The sequence below is a fragment of the Cohnella nanjingensis genome (genome assembly GCF_014212125.1).
Taxonomy (GTDB): Bacteria; Bacillota; Bacilli; order Paenibacillales; family Paenibacillaceae; genus Cohnella; species Cohnella nanjingensis.
Map to the genome: position 1 here is coordinate 198,679 of NZ_JACJVP010000024.1, position 19,698 is coordinate 218,376.

At 61.3% G+C, this 19,698-nt stretch carries 14 protein-coding genes; 12 read left to right on the forward strand and 2 right to left on the reverse strand.

Features of this window, described 5'->3' with window-relative positions:
* Positions 1-155: 155 nt before the first annotated feature.
* Positions 156-1,217 (reverse strand): hypothetical protein, encoded by a 1,062-nt coding sequence (locus H7C19_RS14720; RefSeq protein ID WP_185143418.1) that lies wholly within the window; start codon positions 1,215-1,217, stop codon positions 156-158.
* A 265-nt stretch (positions 1,218-1,482) separates the two neighbouring features.
* Between H7C19_RS14720 and H7C19_RS14725 the strand changes: the two genes are divergently transcribed.
* From H7C19_RS14725 to H7C19_RS14770, 10 genes are all read left to right on the forward strand, one after another.
* A complete protein-coding gene (locus tag H7C19_RS14725; RefSeq protein ID WP_246469511.1) occupies positions 1,483-2,484 on the forward strand; it encodes an ROK family transcriptional regulator in 1,002 nt (333 codons plus the stop codon).
* A gap of 24 nt (positions 2,485-2,508) precedes the next feature.
* Entirely contained in the window at positions 2,509-3,735 is a 1,227-nt protein-coding gene (locus H7C19_RS14730; RefSeq protein ID WP_185143420.1) for an MFS transporter, read from the forward strand.
* Between the two features lie 142 nt (positions 3,736-3,877).
* The gene (locus tag H7C19_RS35235) at positions 3,878-4,585 is read left to right on the forward strand and encodes a GntR family transcriptional regulator (protein ID WP_185143421.1); all 708 of its coding nucleotides are present in this window, start codon (positions 3,878-3,880) and stop codon (positions 4,583-4,585) included.
* 959 nt (positions 4,586-5,544) lie between these two features.
* Complete coding sequence (locus H7C19_RS14740) at positions 5,545-6,615, forward strand: ABC transporter substrate-binding protein (protein ID WP_221469249.1); 1,071 nt, start codon at positions 5,545-5,547, stop codon at positions 6,613-6,615.
* Between the two features lie 161 nt (positions 6,616-6,776).
* Complete coding sequence (locus H7C19_RS14745; RefSeq protein ID WP_185143423.1) at positions 6,777-8,420, forward strand: ABC transporter permease; 1,644 nt, start codon at positions 6,777-6,779, stop codon at positions 8,418-8,420.
* Complete coding sequence (locus tag H7C19_RS14750) at positions 8,417-9,517, forward strand: ABC transporter ATP-binding protein (protein ID WP_185143424.1); 1,101 nt, start codon at positions 8,417-8,419, stop codon at positions 9,515-9,517. The genes H7C19_RS14745 and H7C19_RS14750 overlap by 4 nt, the downstream gene beginning before the upstream one ends.
* Positions 9,514-10,464 carry a ComEC/Rec2 family competence protein gene (locus H7C19_RS14755; protein WP_185143425.1) on the forward strand — a complete coding sequence of 317 codons (951 nt, stop codon included), beginning with the start codon at positions 9,514-9,516 and terminating at the stop codon, positions 10,462-10,464. The genes H7C19_RS14750 and H7C19_RS14755 overlap by 4 nt, the downstream gene beginning before the upstream one ends.
* A 401-nt stretch (positions 10,465-10,865) precedes the next feature.
* Positions 10,866-11,312, forward strand: a complete 447-nt coding sequence (locus tag H7C19_RS14760; protein WP_185143426.1) for a DMT family transporter — start codon at positions 10,866-10,868, stop codon at positions 11,310-11,312.
* 15 nt (positions 11,313-11,327) lie between these two features.
* The gene (locus H7C19_RS14765) at positions 11,328-12,152 is read left to right on the forward strand and encodes an inositol monophosphatase family protein (RefSeq protein WP_185143427.1); all 825 of its coding nucleotides are present in this window, start codon (positions 11,328-11,330) and stop codon (positions 12,150-12,152) included.
* A gap of 98 nt (positions 12,153-12,250) precedes the next feature.
* Complete coding sequence (locus H7C19_RS14770) at positions 12,251-13,606, forward strand: hypothetical protein (protein ID WP_185143428.1); 1,356 nt, start codon at positions 12,251-12,253, stop codon at positions 13,604-13,606.
* A 468-nt stretch (positions 13,607-14,074) separates the two neighbouring features.
* On the opposite strand, the gene H7C19_RS14775 is transcribed toward H7C19_RS14770, so the two are convergent.
* Positions 14,075-16,273, reverse strand: coding sequence for a putative Ig domain-containing protein (locus H7C19_RS14775; protein WP_185143429.1), 2,199 nt, complete (start codon positions 16,271-16,273; stop codon positions 14,075-14,077).
* A 450-nt stretch (positions 16,274-16,723) separates the two neighbouring features.
* Between H7C19_RS14775 and H7C19_RS14780 the strand changes: the two genes are divergently transcribed.
* Positions 16,724-17,038, forward strand: a complete 315-nt coding sequence (locus H7C19_RS14780) for a DUF5658 family protein (protein WP_246469527.1) — start codon at positions 16,724-16,726, stop codon at positions 17,036-17,038.
* A 169-nt stretch (positions 17,039-17,207) separates the two neighbouring features.
* Positions 17,208-19,661, forward strand: coding sequence for a bifunctional diguanylate cyclase/phosphodiesterase (locus tag H7C19_RS14785; RefSeq protein ID WP_246469512.1), 2,454 nt, complete (start codon positions 17,208-17,210; stop codon positions 19,659-19,661).
* Positions 19,662-19,698 lie beyond the last annotated feature (37 nt).

Below are 19,698 nucleotides of genomic sequence, written 5' to 3' on the forward strand. Positions count from 1 at the left end.
TAGGTATGTACGAAAGTCGAACGATGCCGTCTTCCTTGCCATTATATTAGCGGAGTGTCACGGCACCGTTAGCGGAATGTAAGAGGGGGGTTAACGGACGGATAAATCAGGAAGGAAGCCGTCATCTGAAGCCGGGATTCGGCGGCAGGCCCGGCTTATGCCGGATCGATCGGAGGCTTGGCCGCGATGTCCGGGTTGGCGGACATGATCGCTTCGGCCTTCTCCCAGAGCCGGGGCAGGAATCGCATCACGTCGTCGGCCCGCCGGAGCAGGTCGTCGTTAGAGGCGATGCAGAGGTCGGCGATGACGGCTTCAAAGGCCGGAACGTGCGCCTGCCGTACGGCAGGCGGTGCGTCCGCGCTGAGAATCTGATGGCAGCGCGCGAAGGTGGCGACGATCCAGAACATCGCTTCGCGATGGCAGCCGGACCGGATGAGCTCGCGGCTGCCGTCGATCGCGATCGGACGGGCTGCCGCTGTGATGTCCGTCCTGAAGAAGAACGGGGTCTTCGCCACGGCAGCGGCTGCGTCGAACGTACGCGCAAGCTCATCGAGATGCCGCTGGACGCGTGGGGCCGTCAGACGCGCGCAGCCTAGCAGCTGCAGCAGATCTTCATAGAACTCGGCGTGTCCGTATTCGCGAAGGACGTCGCGCGCCGCCAGATAGCGGCGCCGCACGGTCGGGTTGCGAAGCGCGGCCACGAGCAGCACGTGCGTCGTCACGCCCGTCGGGAACAACCAAGCGGTCACCTTGTCGTGCAGCGGGGCTGCGGTATCGATCGCCCGCAGCCCGTCTTCGATCCGCTGCCGCGCGTTCTCGCATCGGCGGCGCACCCAAGGCAGCTCGGCGAACCGGCGAGATACTTCGGCTTGAAGCTTTCCCAGATGGCCGGTTGGGTCGGCGATGATCGTGTTCATGCGGAAGCTGCCCGCTAGATGATAGGAGGCGAGAACTTCCTCCATAGAGGCGAGCTGGTTCCATGACAGGTACGTGATCTCTAGCAAAGCGCCGCGGTAGACGAACTTCCCAAGCTTCTTCGGGGGTTCGTCTCCTTCGGTGACGACCACGACATCGATGTCGGAGGTCGCCGCCAACGGGACGTCATGAGGCAATCCGACGATCGAGCCGCTGAAGTAAGCCCCCTTGAATCCGGCTTCTATGCCGGCATGCGTCAAGACCCACTCGGAAGCCGTTGCCCGCGCAAGACCGACGTTCATATGTACCAGCCTCCTTTGTGATCCGATCATTGGGCGTGCTCCTATTATAAGCGTTAGATGGCGCCCGATCATCACCGCTGTCCGACCCGCACGGCGCGGAGGAACCGATTCCGAGTCGCGATTCCGCATGGCTGGACGCAAAATCCGCTTTTCAATTGGCGAAATAGCTGATATCATTCTTCGTAATTGCACTTATTAAATATCTTAAATAAGTGTGGACGAGGGGATGAGCATCGTGAACGAGCTGCCTGCAACGCCGAGAGATATGAGCAGGGTGATCCTGGGCGGGATCCGGGCCACGCTGCTGTCGCAAGGAAGCGCGACGAAGGCGGAGCTGAGCCGCCGGCTGCAGATCAGCTTTCCGACCGTGAGCAAGTTCCTGGCTCAGATGGAGCGGGATGGGGAGCTGATCGCGGTCGGCATGGACGACTCCAGCGGCGGCAGGAGAGCGAAGAGATACGCCTACAACCCCGAACACGTCCTCGGCCTGGCGGTCTTCCTGGAGAGGACGGAGACGCATTACGCGGTCTTCAACGGCTTGGGCGAAGTGAAGGAACAGGGCCAAGCGCCGAGCTTCCTCTTGGACGGCGTCCAGCGCTTCGCCGAGCACGTGGAGGAGATCGCCGCCCGCTATCCGAAGATCCGCGCATTGGCCATCGGGGTGCCCGGCTCGGTCAACCAAGGCCGGATCATTCATATCCCCGACTACGAGGCGTTCCGCGACTTCGATCTGAAGGGATACTTCGAAGACCGGCTCGCCATTCCGGTCGTCGTCGAGAACGATATGAACGCGGCCGTCCTCGGCTATCACGCCCGGAAGAGCGACCGGGACAATCCCTCCCTGGTCTACTTGTACTTCGGCCAGAACGGCCCGGGCGCCGGGATCCTGATCAACGGGAACATCGTGCGGGGCAGCACGTTCTTCTCGGGGGAAGTGTCGTTCGTCCCGCAGTACGACGACCGCAGCTTCGGGGATGCGTTGAACCAGGGCGGCGTATCGGAGAAAGGGCGGCTGGGCGGCGAGGAGATCGATGCCGTGAGCCGGCTGGTCGCATCGTTTGCGGCGATCCTGAATCCGCACGCGGTCATCTTCAACCGGGACGAGGTGAGCGACGACGTCATCGACCGGATCGCTTCGAGGAGCGCGGCCTATATTCCTGAGGCGCATCTGCCGGCGCTCGACGCGAGCGATTGGCGACAGGACTACTTATTCGGCTTGCAGCATCTCGGACGGAGTCTCATGATCTCCGCGCCGTACAGAGCTTAAGCATCAGAGGAACAGGAGGCCCTTATGGCTACCTTCTTTTTGTTGATTATCTACTTGGCCTTCATCAGCTTGGGGCTGCCGGATTCGCTGCTCGGGTCGGCGTGGCCCGTGATGCAGCCGGACTTTCATGCGCCGCTCGAGACGGCCGGCATGCTGTATATGGTCATCGCAGCCGGCACCATTGTGTCCAGCCTAGCAAGCGGCGCCGTATTGAACCGGTTCGGCACCGGCAAGGTCACGCTCGTCAGCTGCATCATGACGGCCGGCGCGCTGCTGGGCTTCTCCTTCGCGCCGTCGCTGGGCTGGCTCGTCGTCTGCGCCATTCCGCTCGGACTGGGCGCCGGTTCCGTCGACGCCGGATTGAACAACTACGTCGCCGCGCATTACAAAGCGCACCACATGAGCTGGCTCCACTGCTTCTGGGGCGTCGGCGCGACGGCGGGGCCCTTGATCATGGCGCAGTTCATCTCGGGGCGGAGCGCCTGGAGAGAGGGCTACATGACGGTAGCCTGCATCCAGTTCGCGCTGGTGATCATCCTCTTCTTCGCGCTGCCGCTCTGGGATCGTGTCGCCAGGGCCCACGGCGCCGCTGCGGGCGAGGCGCAGGCGGAGTCCGGCGGCCGCGCGGAGGACGGGACGGCGCAGCCGACCAAGCCCTTGCGGATCAAGGGCGTGAAGCTGGCGCTGGGCGCCTTCCTGTTCTACTCCGGCGTCGAGGCGACGCTGGGCCTGTGGGGCAGCAGCTTCCTGGTCGATCAGAAGGGGTTGTCCCCGGCGGTCGCCGCGCAATGGGTGTCCCTCTACTATGCGGGCATCACCGTCGGCCGGTTCATGACGGGATTCATTACGTTCAAAGCGAGCAACCGCATGCTCATCCGAGGCGGGCAGATCACCGCGCTGGCCGGCGCGGCGCTGCTGCTCCTGCCCTTGCCGTCCGGGTTCGCGCTGGCGGGCTTCATGACCGTCGGCCTGGGATTGGCGCCGATCTTCCCGTGCATGCTGCATGAGACGCCCGTACGTTTCGGGAAGAAGCACGCCCAGTCCATCATGGGCTACCAGATGGCGCTCGCCTACACGGGCAGCACGTGCCTGCCGCCGCTGCTCGGCTACGCCGCTTCCCATTCGACCGTCGGCATCTTCCCGTTCTTCGTCGTCCTCTCCGCCGCGGCGATGTGGCTGCTGTCGGAGCGCTTGAACGCCTTCTTGCAGGGCGCGGCGGCTCCCCGGGAACCGGGCGCGATCGAGGGGTAAGAGGCCCGGCGTGCAGGAGCCGCGGGAGGCCGAGAATCTCATGCCGCGGAACGTCCGGTTGGCAGAAGGGGCGCAATTTTGGTAGTCTGGAGAAAAAAGGGCATGCCTTCGGCGACATCCCCTAACCGAGAGGATCGGCGGAATGGAAAAAAAGCTGCTGTACATTCACATCAAGGAAGAGATCGAGCGTAGAATCAACGCGGGAGAGATCAAGCCGGGAGAGAAGCTGCCTTCCGAGCCCGAGCTGGCCAAGGCGTTCGAGGTCAGCCGTCCCACCCTGAGAGAATCCCTCAAGATGCTGCAAAGGGAAGGGACGCTGATCAGCAAGAACGGCGTCGGCACCTATGTGAACGAACGGCCCTCTTCCATTCTCAATCCTTTGAACAAGCTACGCAGCCTCGGCGAGATGATCAAGAGCGTAGGCTACCAGGAGAGCGAGACGGACGTGAAGATCTACACGCGCGAGGCGGAGCCCGAATGGCTGGAGAAGCTCGGCACGGCCGATCCGGTCGTCGTGCTGGAGCGCATCCGGACCGCGGACGATCAGAAGGTAGCGTTCTACTACAATATTTTCCCCCGGGAGATCGCCGCCGATCATTTCGAGGCCGGTTTCTCAGGCGCCATCTTCGACTTCCTCCGGAGCGCGCTGGGCATCCGCATCGCTTACGCGATGACCGAGATCTGCGCGGTCGGCAGCACAGGCGAGCGGGACCGCAAAGCGGCCGAAGTGCTCGGCGGCGAGCTGCTCCTGCTGAAGCAGCTGCACTTCGACGCGGACGACCGCCCCGTGTTCTACTCGCTGGACTACCTCAAGAGCAGCGCCTTCAAGCTGTTCGTCAAACGCGACTGACCGTCGTTCATACGGCTCCGCCCGGCACTCCCGGACGCTTTCGGCCACCCGGCTGATCGTCTGCTTCAGTTTATCCGTACCCGCATCGCCCCCCGTCGGCGATGCGGTTTTTTTTTCTCCGCTCCATACGTGCCGCCCTCCTCCGTGCGTCTATTCCTATCCGTATAACCTCCGATAAACGCGTGTCGCCCTCTTCGGAAGACGGCAAAGCCGTTTTGACTTGGTCGTACACCAGAATGTATGAAGCGATACGTCGATCCATCACGTATGACCTCCGATCAAAACGTATCGCCGTCTGAGAGGACGCTTAAGCCGCGTTTTTACTGGTGGGAGCGGCTTCACGTCGGCCGTACTTGGGTCGGGAAAACAATAACTTGCAAACATACAACTTTTTTTGCCTGTTTTGGCGTAAAAAAGGAGAAAACTTGCAAGCATACAACTTATTTGAGCCAAAATCACCGAACGAGCGAAAATGGGCTGAATAAGTGGTACTTTTGCAACTTATTCTTGTTTGGACGACGTAAGCGGCGAGAAAAGTGGTACTTTTACAACTTTTTCATTCTAGTGGCTGCTGCAGGCCGTTTTTTTTGTTCTACAGCATGTATAAGTTTAACGCCTATCCATCATTGTATAACCTCCGATAAAAACGTGTCACCCTCCTCCGGGAGGACGGCAATGCCGTTTTTACTTGGTCATACAGCATTCATAAGTCTCGCGCCTACTCCTGTCCGTATGACCTCCGATAAAAACGTGTCGCCCTCCCCAGGAGGAAGGCAATGCCGGTTTTACTTGCCATTTCGCGTTAATAAAAGTTTTACTCGCGATTGATGCGGCGTTAACACTCGTTTTCTACAGTATAGATGTCAGACAGCTTCGCGAGAGAATAAGGAGGATCATCCATGTTCAGGAGATGGGGAAAGAGAACAGGAAACGTACTGGCATTGGCATTGCTGGCAAGCATGACGGTATTGGGCGCATGCGGCCAGAGCAACGACGGCGGCGGCTCGGCGGCCAGCCCTTCCGCCGGCGGCACGGAGAGCGCGTCATCCGGCGCGTCGGCCAGCCCGGAAGCTTCAAGCGCCTCGGGATCGAACAAGCTGGTCTTGTATTCCGCTTTGAACGAGGACGACGTCATCCAGCTGAAGCAGAAGTTCAAGGAAGACACCGGCATCGAGATCGAATACTTGAACCTGGGCAGCGCAGGAGAAGCCAGCACCCGCGTCCAAGCGGAGAAGGATTCGCCGAAAGCGGACATCCTCGTGGGCGGATCGGTGGAATTCTACCAGCCGCTGGCCGAGCAGGGCATCCTGGAGAAGTATACGTCGCCTAACGCAGGCGAGCTTGACGCGAAGTTCAACGATCCGAACGGGTTCTGGCAAGGCTGGTACATGGGCGTGCTCGGCATCGTGCTGAACAAAGAACGGTTCGACAAGGAGCTGGCGCCCAAAGGCGTCAAGGAGCCTGCGACCTGGGACGATCTGCTCGATCCCGCCTACAAAGGGCTGTTCATTACCTCCAACCCCGCGACCGCGGGCGGCGGCTACATCTTCGTAGCGGATCAACTGTTCCGCCTCGGCGAGGACAAGGGCTGGGACTATCTGAAGCAGTTGAACGCCAACGTCCATCACTATACGCCGAAGGCAGGCGACGGCATCAACCTGACCGCCACGGGCGAGTTCGTGGCCGGCATGTCCTGGGCCCACGACATCGTCAAGTCGGCCAAGCAGGGCTATCCGATCAAGGTGATCGTGCCGCAGCAGACCGCGTATGAGATCGGCGGCGTCGGCATCGTCAAGGGCGGCGCGAACGCGGAGAACGCGAAGAAGTTCGTCGACTGGCTGCTGACCAAGGAGATCGGCGAAATGAATACGAAGATGTCCAACCGGTACTCCGTACGCAAGGACGTCGCTCCGCCGGAAGGGATGACGCCGATCGAGAACGTCAATCTCGTCGATTACGATCGTGCCAAAGCGGCCGGGATGAAGGCGGACGTCGTGAAGAAATTTACCGATATGATCGGCACCAAGTAACGGCGAGCAAGGAACGGCACGCCGAATCGCGTCAACGCCCGCCTGATCAGGGAACGGCGCCGACGGCCCATTTGCCTTCCACGAACGGAACACTTCCTTCCCCGCTGAAGGAAGTGTTCCCACATTGCTAGACAGACGTTCAGAGAAGAGGTGGACCGCAAGTGATCTCATCCGCTCTCCGCAAAACGTGGATGGACATCAAGAAGCTCAAGCATGAACCCGCGCTGGCGGTCGTGATCGCGGCCGTCCTTGTCACGACCGGTTTCTTCGTGCTGTGGCCGATCGTCAAGGTCGTCAGTTTTCCCCGTCCGGCCGATTATCTTCAGCTGTTCACGAATGCAAGATGGTTCCAGGCCGCGCTGAACAGCTTGTTCATGACGGCGATCTCCACGCTGTCCTGCACGGCCGTCGCTTTTCTGTTCGCTTATGCGATCACCAGGCTCGATATTCCGCTCAAAGGCTTGTTCCGCTTCGTCACGCTGCTGCCGATCGTCTCGCCGCCGTTCATCGTGGCGTTGTCTTATATTCTATTGTTCGGCAGGCAAGGCATCGTCTCAAAGCAGCTGCTTCAAGCGAACTTCGATATCTATGGCTGGCACGGCCTGTGGCTCGTACAGACGGTCACCTTTTTCCCGTACGCCTATGCGGTTATCTACGGCGTGCTGAAGACCTCCGCCGTCCACCTGGAATATGCGGCTCACAATCTCGGCGCCACGCGCTGGCAAGTGTTCCGGCACGTCTTCCTGCCGCTCTGCCGGCCGGGTATCGCCGGGGGAGCCTTGATCGCTGCGATGAACGTCTTGGCCGACTTCGGCAATCCGATGATCATCGCGGGCAACTTTACCCTGCTTCCGACCGAAGCTTATATGCAAATGTCCGGCTGGTTCGACTTGTCCTCGGCCTCGGTGCTGTCGACCGCGCTGCTGCTGCCCGCCCTAGGGCTATTCCTGGCGAATCGGGTCTGGGTAGGGAGGCGCTCCTACGTGGTCGTAACCGGCAAGGAGTCGAGTCTCCGGGCCTATCCGGTTCCCTCTTACGTCAAATGGGGCTTGTTCGCCTGCTGCCTCTTCGTCGCGCTGTTCGTGCTGGCGGTGTACGGGGTGCTGTTCTACGGCGCGTTCACGAAGACGTGGGGCTACGATTGGAGCTTCACGCTGCGGAATCTGAAGTACGTCTCGGCCAAAGGAACGGAGCTCTACAACAGCATCCGCTATGCGCTCTTCTCCTCGCTGGCCGCGGCCGTCCTCGCGATGATTCTCGCCTATCTCGCGGAGCGCAAGCGTATCGGCGTGAACCGGCTGCTCGACTTGCTGGCGATTCTGCCCGGCGCGGTCCCCGGCGTGTTCCTCGGACTCGGGTTCGCGATGGCGTTCAACCGGGCGCCGTTCGAGCTGACGGGCACCTCCGCGATCATGATTCTCGCTCTGACGTTCTGGAATCTGCCGACCTGCTACAGCGCCTGTCTGGCCGGCTTCCAGCAGATCGGCCGATCGCTGGAGGAAGCCTCGCTCAATCTGGGCGCGGGCAGCTTCCGAACGTTCCGCAGCATCCTGCTGCCGCTGCTGAAGGGGCCGTTCCTGTCCGGGCTGGCCGTATCCTTCCTCCGTTCGGTGACTTGTCTTAGCGTCATTATCTTCATCTATTCCGCCCATACGTCCGTCGGCACGGTCTCCATCCTGAGCCTCGTTCAGAACGGAGCCTGGGGGGGCGCGTCCGCGTTCACCGTCGTGCTGATCTCCATCGCCTTCGCGGTGCTTGCCGCGACGCGGCTGATCCCGGCGACCCAAGATCGGAGGTCCTTATGAACGCAGCCATGCCGCACATTGCCATCGACAACGTCTCCAAGACCTTTGGCTCCTTCGCCGCCCTCCAGGGCATCACGCTGGACATCCCGCAAGGGAGCTTCACGACGCTGCTCGGCCCGAGCGGCTGCGGCAAGACGACCTTGATGCGGCTGATCGCGGGCTTCGACGAACCGGACGGCGGCGAGATCCGGATCGACGGAGTCAAAGTGAACGGGGTCCCGGCGTTCCGGCGCCAGACGCCGCTCGTGTTCCAAGAGTATGCACTGTTTCCGCATATGACCGTCTATGAGAATATCGCTTACGGCTTGAAGCTGCAAAAAACGCCTCGGGAACAGATCGGGCGGAAGATGGGCGAGATGCTGGAGATGTTCGGCCTGACGGGGCTCGACAACCGGCTGCCCAAGCAATTAAGCGGCGGACAGCAGCAGCGCGTTGCGTTCGCGCGGGCGCTCGTCATGGGGCAGCGCGTGCTGCTGATGGACGAGCCGCTTAGCAATCTCGACGCCAAGATGCGGGTGGAGGTGCGCAGCGAGCTGCGAGAGCTGCAGCAGCGGGCCGGCATCACCGCCATCTTCGTGACCCACGATCAGGACGAGGCGTTGTCCCTCTCGGACCGGATCGCCGTCTTCGACAAGGGCCGCATCCGCCAGGCGGGCACGCCTTGGGAGGTGTACTTCAAGCCGGACAACGCGTTCGTCGCCGACTTCGTCGGGACCGCCAACTTCATTCCCGGCGAAGTCGCGGGCGTAGAAGGGACGGACGTCGTCGTCCGCTGCGCGCCTTCGCTGCTGCGCGTCGACGCGGGCGGACGTGCCTTCCGCCCGGGCGACCGGGTGACGCTGGTCGTCCGGCCGGAGTGCATCTCCATCTCCGCCGAGGAGGCCGACGGCGGCGTCGACGCCGCGAACAGCTGGAGCGGCGAGATCGTGAACAGCACCTTCCTGGGGCGGCTGATCCGCTATCGCGTCCGCTGCGGACCGCTGGCGTGCATCGTGGACGATGCCGACCCGAGCGTCAGAGGATTCCTCCGGGGAGCCGTCCGTCTGCGGCTCGATCCCGGCAAGATTCACGTGCTGCCGGGGGAGGGGGGAGGATGAGGCGGCCTGCGCAAGTCCGATTCCTCAACGTCGGCTGGGGAGACGCCCATCTCATCCGGCTGCCTTCGGGAGCGGTGACGCTCATCGACGGAGGAGACGGGATCGCCGGGCCGGACCGCGACCATCCGCTGTCCTGGATGGACCGAGAGGGCGTGAGCCGTCTGGATTGGATGATCCTGACGCACATCCACGAGGATCACTTGAACGGGTTGCTCGACGTTGCCCGCAGGCGCCAGGTGGCTAGGGCGGTCCTTCCCTACGAGCTGCCTCCGCTGCCGTTCGCGTTGCCGGATGCGGCGGACGGGCTGACTGCCGGCGCGGCGCGGGTGCTCCGCATGCTGGCCGCGTACGAAGAGCTCGTCCGTCTGCTGAGGGAGCAGGGGACGGACATTCGCTGGCGCTCCGCCTACGGCTCGGCCGGCCATGCGGTCCTCTGGGAAGAGGAGGACTGCGCGCTCGCGCACTTGTATCCCTGGGCGGGCGATCCGCAGCCCGGTCTCGACGCGCTGCGGGAGGCGGTCCGCGAAGACGGGCAGTCCTTCGAGTCGCGGCTTGCGGCCTTGGAGGCTTTCTTCAGCTTGTCGAACGACGACAGCTCCGTCTATCGCCTGGCGTCCGCGGCGGATCCCGCCGGGGGCGTCTTGTTCGGCGGCGATCAAGTGATAGCGGGATGGGAGCGGCTCCTGCGGCGCGCAGACCTGCGGAGCAAGGTATGGAAGGTGCCCCATCATGGCTTGGAGGACGCCTTTCAGGCGGGAATCCTGTCCGCGATCGCGCCCGAACATGGCGTCATCCCGATTTGTCTCGATCGCTCCTTGCCTCTGAGGGAGAATTGGGACCGGATTCAAGCTTCATCGGACGCGGTCCTGCACCTGACCGGCAGCTGCGCGCCGGGAGATAGCGTCCGCTTGGCGGACGGACCGATCGAAGTCTGGATCGGCGGCTGAGGCTGAAGCGGGAGCGAATCGGCTTCGGTATCGGTATCGGTACCAGACCAGAATCAGACCAGAATCGGACCAGAACCGGACCAGAACCGGACTAGAACCGGACTAGAATCGGACTAGAACCGGACTAGAACCGGACTAGAACCGGACCAGAACTGGACCAGAACCGGACCAGAACCAGAACTAGAACCAGAATTAGAACCAGAATTAGAACCAGAAACAGAAACAGAAACAGAACCGGAATTAGAACCAGAATTAGAACCAGAATTAGAACCAGAATTAGAACCAGAAACAGGAACAGAAACAGAACCGGAATTAGAACCAGAATTAGAACCAGAGTCAGCACCAGAATCGGTATCAGCACCTTAAGCGTCATTTCCCATCGGCATCGGAGGAATGGAATCATGAACGGGTACGGCTTCAGCTTGCTCATCGCTTTCTTGACGGGCTTGCTGTCCGTTGCGCAAGGCGCGATCAACGCGTCCATCGGCCGGGGTCAAGGGCAGTACGTCATGATCATCGGCGTCTCCCTCATCCAGATCCTGGCGGCGTCGCTGCTGCTGCGAATCTCCGGATCGCCGCAGCAGCTGACGGCCTGGTTCCATCCGGGGATGATCGTCTCCGGCTTGCTCGGCGTCGGCATCATGTTCGGCGTCTCCAAGGCGACGGGGACGGCGGGCGCGCTGCCCGTCTTCGTCACCGCCGTCGCTGGCCAGATCGCCGCCTCCGCCGCGATGGACCATTGGGGGCTCATGGGCTTGCCCCGATCTCCCTTCACCCTGCAGAAGCTGGGCAGCGTGCTGGTCATCGCGGCAGGCATCTACTGGCTATTGAAATCCCAACCTAACTAATCCAAAGGAGTCGCCATGAACGAAGACCAGATCTACGAGAATCCCCTGCTGGCATCCGCCATCCGCTATGCGAAGGAAGCGGGGGAACAGATTCTGCAGCGCATGAGCGCGCCTTACCGCGTCGGCGACAAGGTCAATCGCGCCGACCTGGTCACGGATGTCGACTTGCACAGCGAGCAGTTCATTCGCGCGGCAATCGGGCGCGACTATCCGGACCACTGGATCCTGTCCGAAGAGACGGACGGCGCCCGGGATGCCTTCGGCTTCATGGAGCTTCCGGTTCCCGGCTTCGGATGGATTATCGATCCGATCGACGGGACGATCAACTTCGTGCACGGGATTCCCCACTTCGCCGTCTCCATCGGCATCGTACAGGACGGGAGCCTCCTGCACGGCGTCGTATTCAACCCGGCGACCCGGGAGCTCTATCACGCCTCCCGCGGAGACGGAGCCTTCCTCAACGGTAAACGCATCCGGGCCGGCGCGGAGACGGACATCGGCCGCGCGCTGCTCGCGACCGGCTTCCAGGCTTCGGACTGGCGGCAGGACTCCGTGGCCGCCGCGCAGGTGAGCCGCGTCGCCGGCATCTCCCGCAGCGTCCGCATCTTAGGCGCGGCCAGCCTGGATCTGTGCATGATCGCCTGCGGCCGGCTGAGCGGCTTCTGGCACGACGGTCTCTACCCGTGGGACGTCGCCGCCGGACTGCTCATCGTCCGGGAGGCGGGCGGAGCCGTGACGAACGCCGAGGGAGAGCCGTTCTCCATGAGCGACAAGACGCTGGTCGCTTCCAATGCGTATCTGCACGGCGATTTGCTGTCGCTACTATTTACAGAAGCTTAACGGCCCGCTGATACGGCTCATACAAATGTTCTTTACGATAAATATGCTGTCTGACATCTTGATGTCTGACAGCATAATCCGAACTGGAGGGATGTTTGATGAGACGGCTTCGCAAGTGGATGGGCTATGGGTTGGCGGCTACGCTGCTGTTGGCTTGGATCGGTTCGATCGCTCCCGCCGAGGCGCATGCGGCTACGAGCAAGGAGATCGCGGCTTACTGGGCGCCGGAGTTCTACCAGGATCTGAACGATACCTACGGCTACCGCGCCGACTACGTCACGAACTTCAACTATGACGGGGATTGGGTAGGCAACAACAACTGGGAGAACATCGACGCGCATCCGCTGAAGTCGTATATCTACTATTCGCTGGTCGAGACGGAGACCCATTACTTTATCGGCTACTATGATTACCATGCCCGGGACGACGGCCCGCTGACTTTGGACCGCCACGAGAACGATCTGGAAGGCGTGCTGCTGGTCATTCGCAAGGACGGCAGCGCCTACGGTTCGTTCCAACTGATGGAGACGGTCGCCCACAATCAGATGTACCAATACAGCAATCTGCCGCTCACGAACGGCTCCGATAACGTGGACGGAGGCGTGCTGTTCAACGGCTCCCACGCCAAGGTGTTCATCCAGTCCAACGGACAGAGCCCGTTCGGCGGCCATGGCAACTATGCGTATGACGGCTCCGGCGCGCCGGGCGGCGACGGCATCGTCTACTATTACGGCGGCAAGGCGGACGTCGTCACCGACGGCTCCGGCAGCTACACCCATCGCTACAGCTACGATCTATTGTCCTTCGACGACTTCTGGAGCCGCCGCTACGACATCGGGGACGGGCATACGTTCGGCAGCTGGGGCAAGCTCGACGGCGACAACTATCAGCCTGACTCCGCGGCCATGCCTTGGGTATGGGACGACGCCGACGACGGCCCGACCTTCGCGGGAGACTTCCTTAGCGACCCGGCCCACATGGTAGATACGCACCTGAACGGGCTCGGCACCTTTTCCCACGTCTACGTGAACCATCCCTACTACTCTCATCGGATCCAGGTCAGCAGCGTGACCAGCCTGGCCAACCGGGATCCCTTCGGCGGCAAGAGCGACCTCTACGTCAAGATCCGCGCGAACGGCAGCGGCGTATCCGACGACCGGCTGTGGAAGAAGAACGACGCGCCGATCGGGACCCCCTACGCCGTGGCCTGGGGGACGATGGACGCCACCTTCCCGGGACAATACAGCTCATCTTACAACGATCGCTATGTCAACGTTCCGGCAGGCAGCCCGATCGCGATCGAGATCTACGACTCGGACGGCACTAGCGGCGACGACGGCATGGGGACGCTGAACGCCTCTCCGGCGCCGGGCCAGACCGTGACCTGGACCGATGCCGCCACTTCGAACGGCGAAGCGAGAGTGACCGCCACGATCCAGGCGTCGAACAACTAAAGCGACGGCTGGCGGGGGCTGTCTCAGAAGGTCATGCAATTGACCTGAGAGACAGCCCCTTTGACGTCGCAGCGGCGAACGCGCGTGATGTGGCGTACTGGATACGTCACATTGGCGTCGCTGCGTCGAAGATGCGTGATGTGACGTACTGGGTACGTCACATTGGCCTCGCAGCGGCGAACGCGCGTGATGTGACGTACTGGGTACGTCACATTGGCCTCGCAGCGGCGAACGCGCGTGATGTGACGTACTGGATACGTCACATTGGCATCGCAGCGGCGAACGCGCGTGATGTGACGTACTGGATACGTCACATTGACCTCGTCGCTGGCGAGCAAATTATTTGAAGTACTGAAAAAAACCCAAAAGCGCCCCGACCAGACGAATCGGTCAGCCGTTGGCTGCCGGTACGAATGGAGGGGGCGCTTTTCAGTGTTCACGGGCGATTCCCGGGATGGAGAAAGGCGGTTAGGGCGCCGTTACCGTCACCGTGTAGGTCTGCGTCGCGGCATAGCCGAGCGAGTCGGTTGCCTTCACGGTGAAAGTGTAGCTCCCCTCCGTCGTCGGACTGCCGCTGAAAAGTCCGGTCGAAGAGAACGCGGTTCCCGGCGGCAGCGCGCCCGCGACGAACGTATAGGTCATCGTGCCGTAACCGCCGGACAGTTTCTGCAGCGAGCCGACGAAGGCTTCGCCTACCTTCAGGGGACCGATTGCCGCCGGAAGCACGATGGGGGCGGGAGGGTCCACCACGATCGTATAGATCTGGGTAGCGGAATAGCCAAGCGAATCCGTCGCTTTGATAGTGAAAGTGTAGCTCCCCTCCGTCGTCGGACTGCCGCTGAAGAGTCCGGTCGAAGAGAACGCGGTTCCCGGCGGCAGCGCGCCCGCGACGAACGTATAGGTCATCGTGCCGTAACCGCCGGACAGTTTTTGCAGCGAGCCGACGAAGGCTTCGCCTACCTTCAGGGGACCGATTGCCGCCGGCAGCACGATGGGGGCGGGAGGGTCCACCACGATCGTATAGATCTGGGTAGCGGAATAGCCAAGCGTATCCGTCGCTTTGATGGTAAAGGTGTAGCTCCCCTCCGTCGTCGGGGCGCCGCTGAAGAGTCCGGTCGAAGAGAACGCGGTTCCCGGCGGCAGCGCGCCCGCCACGAGCGTATAGGTCATCGTGCCGTAACCGCCGGACAGTTTCTGCAGCGAGCCGTTGAATGCTTCGCCTGCCTTCAGGGGGCCGAATGTCGCCGGCAGCACGATGGGGGCGGGAGGATTGACCGTAACCGTATAGCTCTGCGTTGCGGCATAGCCGAGCGAATCGGTCGCCTTCACGGTGAAGGTATAGCTCCCTTCCGTCGTCGGGGTGCCGCTGAAGAGTCCGGTCGAGGTGAGCGCGATGCCAGGCGGCAGACTGCCCGCCGTGAGCGTATAGGTCATGGTGCCGTAACCGCCGGACAGCTTCTCGAGCGAGCCGTGGAATGCTTCGCCCACCTTCAACGGGCCGATCGCCGCCGGCAGCACGATGGGGGCGGGGGGATTCACCGTGACCGTATAAACCTGGGTAGCGGTATGACCGATCGAATCGGTCGCCTTTACGGTGAAGGTATAGCTCCCCTCCGTCGTCGGAGTGCCGCTGAAGCCGCCGGCCGAGGTGAACGCGGTGCCTGGCGGCAGCCCGCCCGCCGTGAGCGCGTAGTTAATCGTGCCGAATCCGCCGGACAATTTCTCGAGCGAGCTGACGAAGGCTACGCCTACCCTCAAGGGTCCGATCGCTTCCGGCAGCACGATGGGCGCGTCTACATCCGGTGTCGGGGCTGGCGTAGGAGATGGCGTAGGCGCAGGCGATTCTGTAGGTGTGGGCGTAACTGTAGGCGCAGGCGATTCTGTAGGTGTGGGCGTAACTGTAGGCGCAGGCGTATCTGTAGGTGCGGGCGTAACTGTCGGCGTGGACGTAGCTATAGGCGTAGGTGTAGGTGTGGATACTGGCGGCGCAGCTGTTGGGGCAGGCGTAGGCGTAGCTAAGCCTCCCGTAGGTGCGGGCGTTGGCTCTCCGCCGACGCGCCCCGCCTTCCGCGCGGCATCGATCATGACCACGGCGCTCGCGCGGGTGACCGGGGCCGTAGGCCGGAACGTTCCGTCAGCGTAGCCTTGCAAGATCCCCTTATCCACCAACAGCGCGACAGCCCCCGAGCTCTCCACGGCGATCTCGCTCGCGTCCGCGAAGGAAGAAGCTTTCGCCATCCCGACGTCCAAATTCAGCAGCGTCGCAAGCAGGAGCGCGGCTTCCTGACGGGTTACCGGCTGTCCGGGCCACGCCGGTCCTGCGTCGATGCCGCTGACGTAGCCCGCTTTTAGCGCCTTGGCGATCTCCGCTTCATACCAGCGACCCGCCGCGAGATTCCCGACGGAGACGCCGGCGGCATCCGTGAGTTCGAAAGCACGGTTCACCAACGTCAGGAACTCCGCCCGCGAGACGATCCGATCCGGCAGGAGGGTCCCGTCAGCGTAACCTTGCAGCCAACCTTTGTCCAGCCAATCTTTTAACGTAGACGAAGCCCAGGAGCGGCCCGCTTCTTCGTAAGCTTTCTGCGGCGGGGCAAATCCGGTCAGGGTAAACGTCAGTACGCTGCATGCGAGAAGGAACGACAGCCGGCTCCCCCATCTGGCCATAAGCATCGACTCTCCCTCAAAATGGATTTCTAATCCCGATTGTACGAGATCCATTCCGCGGTGGCTGTCGAACGAGATCCGCCGGTTTTGCCGATTCGTCACCAACATTCCCGATTGGTGGGTATCCGCTACGGCAACTGAACGTAGCACGGCGTTGTCAGATTTGGAGAGGGCGGCGCGGAGGAACCTGTCGAAGGCAGTAGAGGGCGATGAGCATCGCCAAGCTGGCGGCGCTGAACGTAAGCACGAGAATCGTGGTCTTGCTATAAAAAGTAACACTAAGGAATACCAAGGAACACCGCGTTCGATGATCGTAGAATAGGAGATCGATTTTGGATAGAAGGAGGGAAGGCGAACTTGCCTGCCCCAAGCTCCGCGTGAAAGCTAAACCCATTCGTCTCCCAATATGATACAATATGTATCATATATTGGAGGTGATTGTGCGTGTTCATGCGGACGGCGCTAAGCGGCATAAGGAAGTGGCAGTGGTTGGTATGGCTCTCCTTCTTCGATGCCTTCGCGACGGATACGGGCCTTCGCCTGCAGGTCGTTCAGGAAGCGAATCCCCTGGCTCGAGCCTTGTACGAGACGAACGTAGCGCTCTTCTACGGCTACAAGCTCCTCTTGCCGTTGATCCTGCTCGCGTTGCATCGGCATGTGGAAGGGCGCTCGTACATTCAGAAGGCGGGGGTGATCGCGACCATCCTGTACGGCTTGATCGCGCTCTATCATGTCGGCTGGCTCCTGTTCGTCATAGCCGAATAGGTGCCGCATCCGTTCCTTGCGGCCGGAATTATTTTCTACCCGCATGTCCCTTATTATGTTAAATTATAAACAGAAATTCGCCGAATCTTGTCAAATATACGCAAATGACCGTGCGCATATACGCCGATCGACCGCGAGATGTTCACATACAAAGGAGAAAATGTCCTCAATGCCCGTGCTGTCCAGCACTTACAACGTCCCCCTCGTTCTTCTCTCATTCCTGATCGCGATTCTGGCTTCCTACGCCGCCTTGGATCTCGGCGTCCGCATTCACAAAGCCAAAGCCCCCGCGCGCTACATCTGGCTGTGCGGCGGCGCATTTGCCATGGGGATGGGCATCTGGGCGATGCACTTCATCGCGATGCTTGCGTTCCACCTGTCCGCCGTACCCGTCTCGTACAATCTCGCGACGGTCCTCTTGTCGATCCTGCCGGCGATTCTGGCCTCGGGTCTGGCGCTGCATATCGTCAACCGGCCCGAAGCGCGCACCTCTCATTACATCGTTAGCGCGCTGTTCATCGGGGCGGGGATCGTATCCATGCACTATATCGGAATGGCAGCGATGGTCATGGAAGCCGCCATCCGCTACAATCCGTTCCTATGGGCGCTCTCCGCCGCGATCGCGCTTGCGACGTCTTATGCGGCGCTGCTCTTGCTGCGCGATGCGCGGCGCCATGCGGGCTCCTTCGGGGGCTGGCGGAGAAAAGCCTTCGGCGCCCTCATCATGGCGATCGCCATCTCCGGCATGCACTATACGGGCATGTCCGCGGCTACGTTCGAGCACGACCATCAAGCCATGGGCGCGTCATCCTCCGCGATCGACAGCACCCTTCTCGCCTATTCCATCGGCATCGCCATGTTCATTCTGCTCGTGCTCGTGCTTATCAGCGCAATCGTAGACGACCGGTTCGAATCGCGGACGGCGGCTTCGGAGCGCAAGTTCCGTTCGGTTATCGAATCCGCGAACGATGCGATTATTTTGTCCGACTACAGGGGCGTCATTATCTCCTGGAACCAAAGCGCCCAGCACATTTTCGGCTACGCGGAGCAAGAAGTGCTGAACCGGCGGCTCGAGGTCATCATTCCCGATCGATACAAAGAGGCGCACCGGCTCGGGATGGCGCGCTACAAGGACACGGGAGACCCCTATATTATCGGCAAGACGGTCGAAATGCACGGGCTGCGCAAGGACGGGACGGAGTTCCCGCTCGAGCTCTCGATGGCGACCTGGCAGGAAGAAGGCAGCAGCTTCTACAGCAGCATTATCCGGGATATTACCGAACGTAAGAAGGCCGAGGAGAAGATGAACCGGATGGTCTATCGGGACCCGCTGACGGATCTCCCGAACCGGCATCTGCTGAACGATCGCCTGGCGCAGGCGCTGGATCAGGCGAGCAAGAACAAGATGACGATCGGCATCATGTTTATCGATCTCGATCGGTTCAAATACATCAACGACACGCTCGGACACGCCATGGGCGACCTTCTGCTGATTGAGGCCGCCAGCCGCATCCAGTCCTGCACGAGCAAAGGGGACACCGTCTCGCGCCAGGGCGGCGACGAGTTCCTGGTTCTGCTGCCGAACACCACGGCCGACGAAGTGACGAGAAAGGCGCAGCGTCTCCTGCAGCTGTTCGCGCAGCCGTTCGTGCTGAACGATGCCGAGATGTTCGTGACGCCCTCGATCGGGATCAGCCTGTATCCGTCCGACGGCAGAGACATCGAGACGCTGATCAAGAATGCGGATACGGCGATGTACCGCGTCAAAGAGCAAGGAAAGAACAACTTCCAGTTCTACACGCCGGATATGAACGAAGCCGTCACGAAGAAGATGAAGCTTGAGATCGGATTGCGTAAAGGCTTGGAGCGCCGGGAATTCAAAGTCCACTACCAGCCGCAGATGGACGTCGGCACCGGCAAGATCACGGGCGTAGAAGCGCTGCTCCGCTGGCACCACCCGGAGCTCGGCAACGTGTCTCCGGCCGAATTCATCCCCTTGGCCGAAGAGACGGGATTAATCATCCCGATCGGCGAGTGGGTGCTCTACGAGGCATGCAGGCAAGCGAAATCGTGGCAGGACGAGGGACTACCCCCGATGCGCGTGGCCGTCAATATCTCGTCGCGGCAATTCCAGCAGAGCAATCTGCTGGAGGCGGTCAGCCGAGTGCTGCATGACACAGGGCTGGAGCCGCAGTATCTGGAGCTGGAGCTGACGGAGAGCATTATCCAGGACTCTAAGTACGCGATCGGCACCATGCAGAAGCTGAAGGAGATGGGCACCAGCTTGTCCATCGACGACTTTGGGACGGGCTATTCATCCCTAAGCTATCTGAAGCTGTTCCCTATCGACACCTTGAAGATCGACCAATCCTTCACGAGAAATATACTGGCCGACGCCAAGGATGCGGCGCTCGTTCAGACGATCATCAACATGGCGCACAATCTGGAGCTCAAGGTCATCGCGGAGGGCGTCGAGACGCAGGAGCAGCTTCACTTCCTCACCCAGCGCCATTGCAACGAGGCGCAGGGCTACTACTTCAGCCGTCCGATCGCTCCCGAGGATCTGTCGGCGATCCTGCGGGGGCGGCTGACCGCGCCGACGCCGCTGCTGCCTCAGAGTTAGAATAAGGGCTACGCCGACATCGAAACCGGGCAGCCCT

Excerpts from the sequence above, each read along its gene's own strand:
- H7C19_RS14720 (WP_185143418.1), bottom strand. The coding sequence starts at position 1,217 with ATGAACGTCGGTCTTGCGCGGGCAACGGCTTCCGAGTGGGTCTTGACG.
- H7C19_RS14725 (WP_246469511.1), top strand. The coding sequence starts at position 1,483 with ATGAGCAGGGTGATCCTGGGCGGGATCCGGGCCACGCTGCTGTCGCAA.
- H7C19_RS14730 (WP_185143420.1), top strand. The coding sequence starts at position 2,509 with ATGGCTACCTTCTTTTTGTTGATTATCTACTTGGCCTTCATCAGCTTG.
- H7C19_RS35235 (WP_185143421.1), top strand. The coding sequence starts at position 3,878 with ATGGAAAAAAAGCTGCTGTACATTCACATCAAGGAAGAGATCGAGCGT.
- H7C19_RS14740 (WP_221469249.1), top strand. The coding sequence starts at position 5,545 with ATGACGGTATTGGGCGCATGCGGCCAGAGCAACGACGGCGGCGGCTCG.
- H7C19_RS14750 (WP_185143424.1), top strand. The coding sequence starts at position 8,417 with ATGAACGCAGCCATGCCGCACATTGCCATCGACAACGTCTCCAAGACC.
- H7C19_RS14755 (WP_185143425.1), top strand. The coding sequence starts at position 9,514 with ATGAGGCGGCCTGCGCAAGTCCGATTCCTCAACGTCGGCTGGGGAGAC.
- H7C19_RS14760 (WP_185143426.1), top strand. The coding sequence starts at position 10,866 with ATGAACGGGTACGGCTTCAGCTTGCTCATCGCTTTCTTGACGGGCTTG.
- H7C19_RS14765 (WP_185143427.1), top strand. The coding sequence starts at position 11,328 with ATGAACGAAGACCAGATCTACGAGAATCCCCTGCTGGCATCCGCCATC.
- H7C19_RS14770 (WP_185143428.1), top strand. The coding sequence starts at position 12,251 with ATGAGACGGCTTCGCAAGTGGATGGGCTATGGGTTGGCGGCTACGCTG.
- H7C19_RS14775 (WP_185143429.1), bottom strand. The coding sequence starts at position 16,273 with ATGGCCAGATGGGGGAGCCGGCTGTCGTTCCTTCTCGCATGCAGCGTA.
- H7C19_RS14780 (WP_246469527.1), top strand. The coding sequence starts at position 16,724 with ATGCGGACGGCGCTAAGCGGCATAAGGAAGTGGCAGTGGTTGGTATGG.
- H7C19_RS14785 (WP_246469512.1), top strand. The coding sequence starts at position 17,208 with ATGCCCGTGCTGTCCAGCACTTACAACGTCCCCCTCGTTCTTCTCTCA.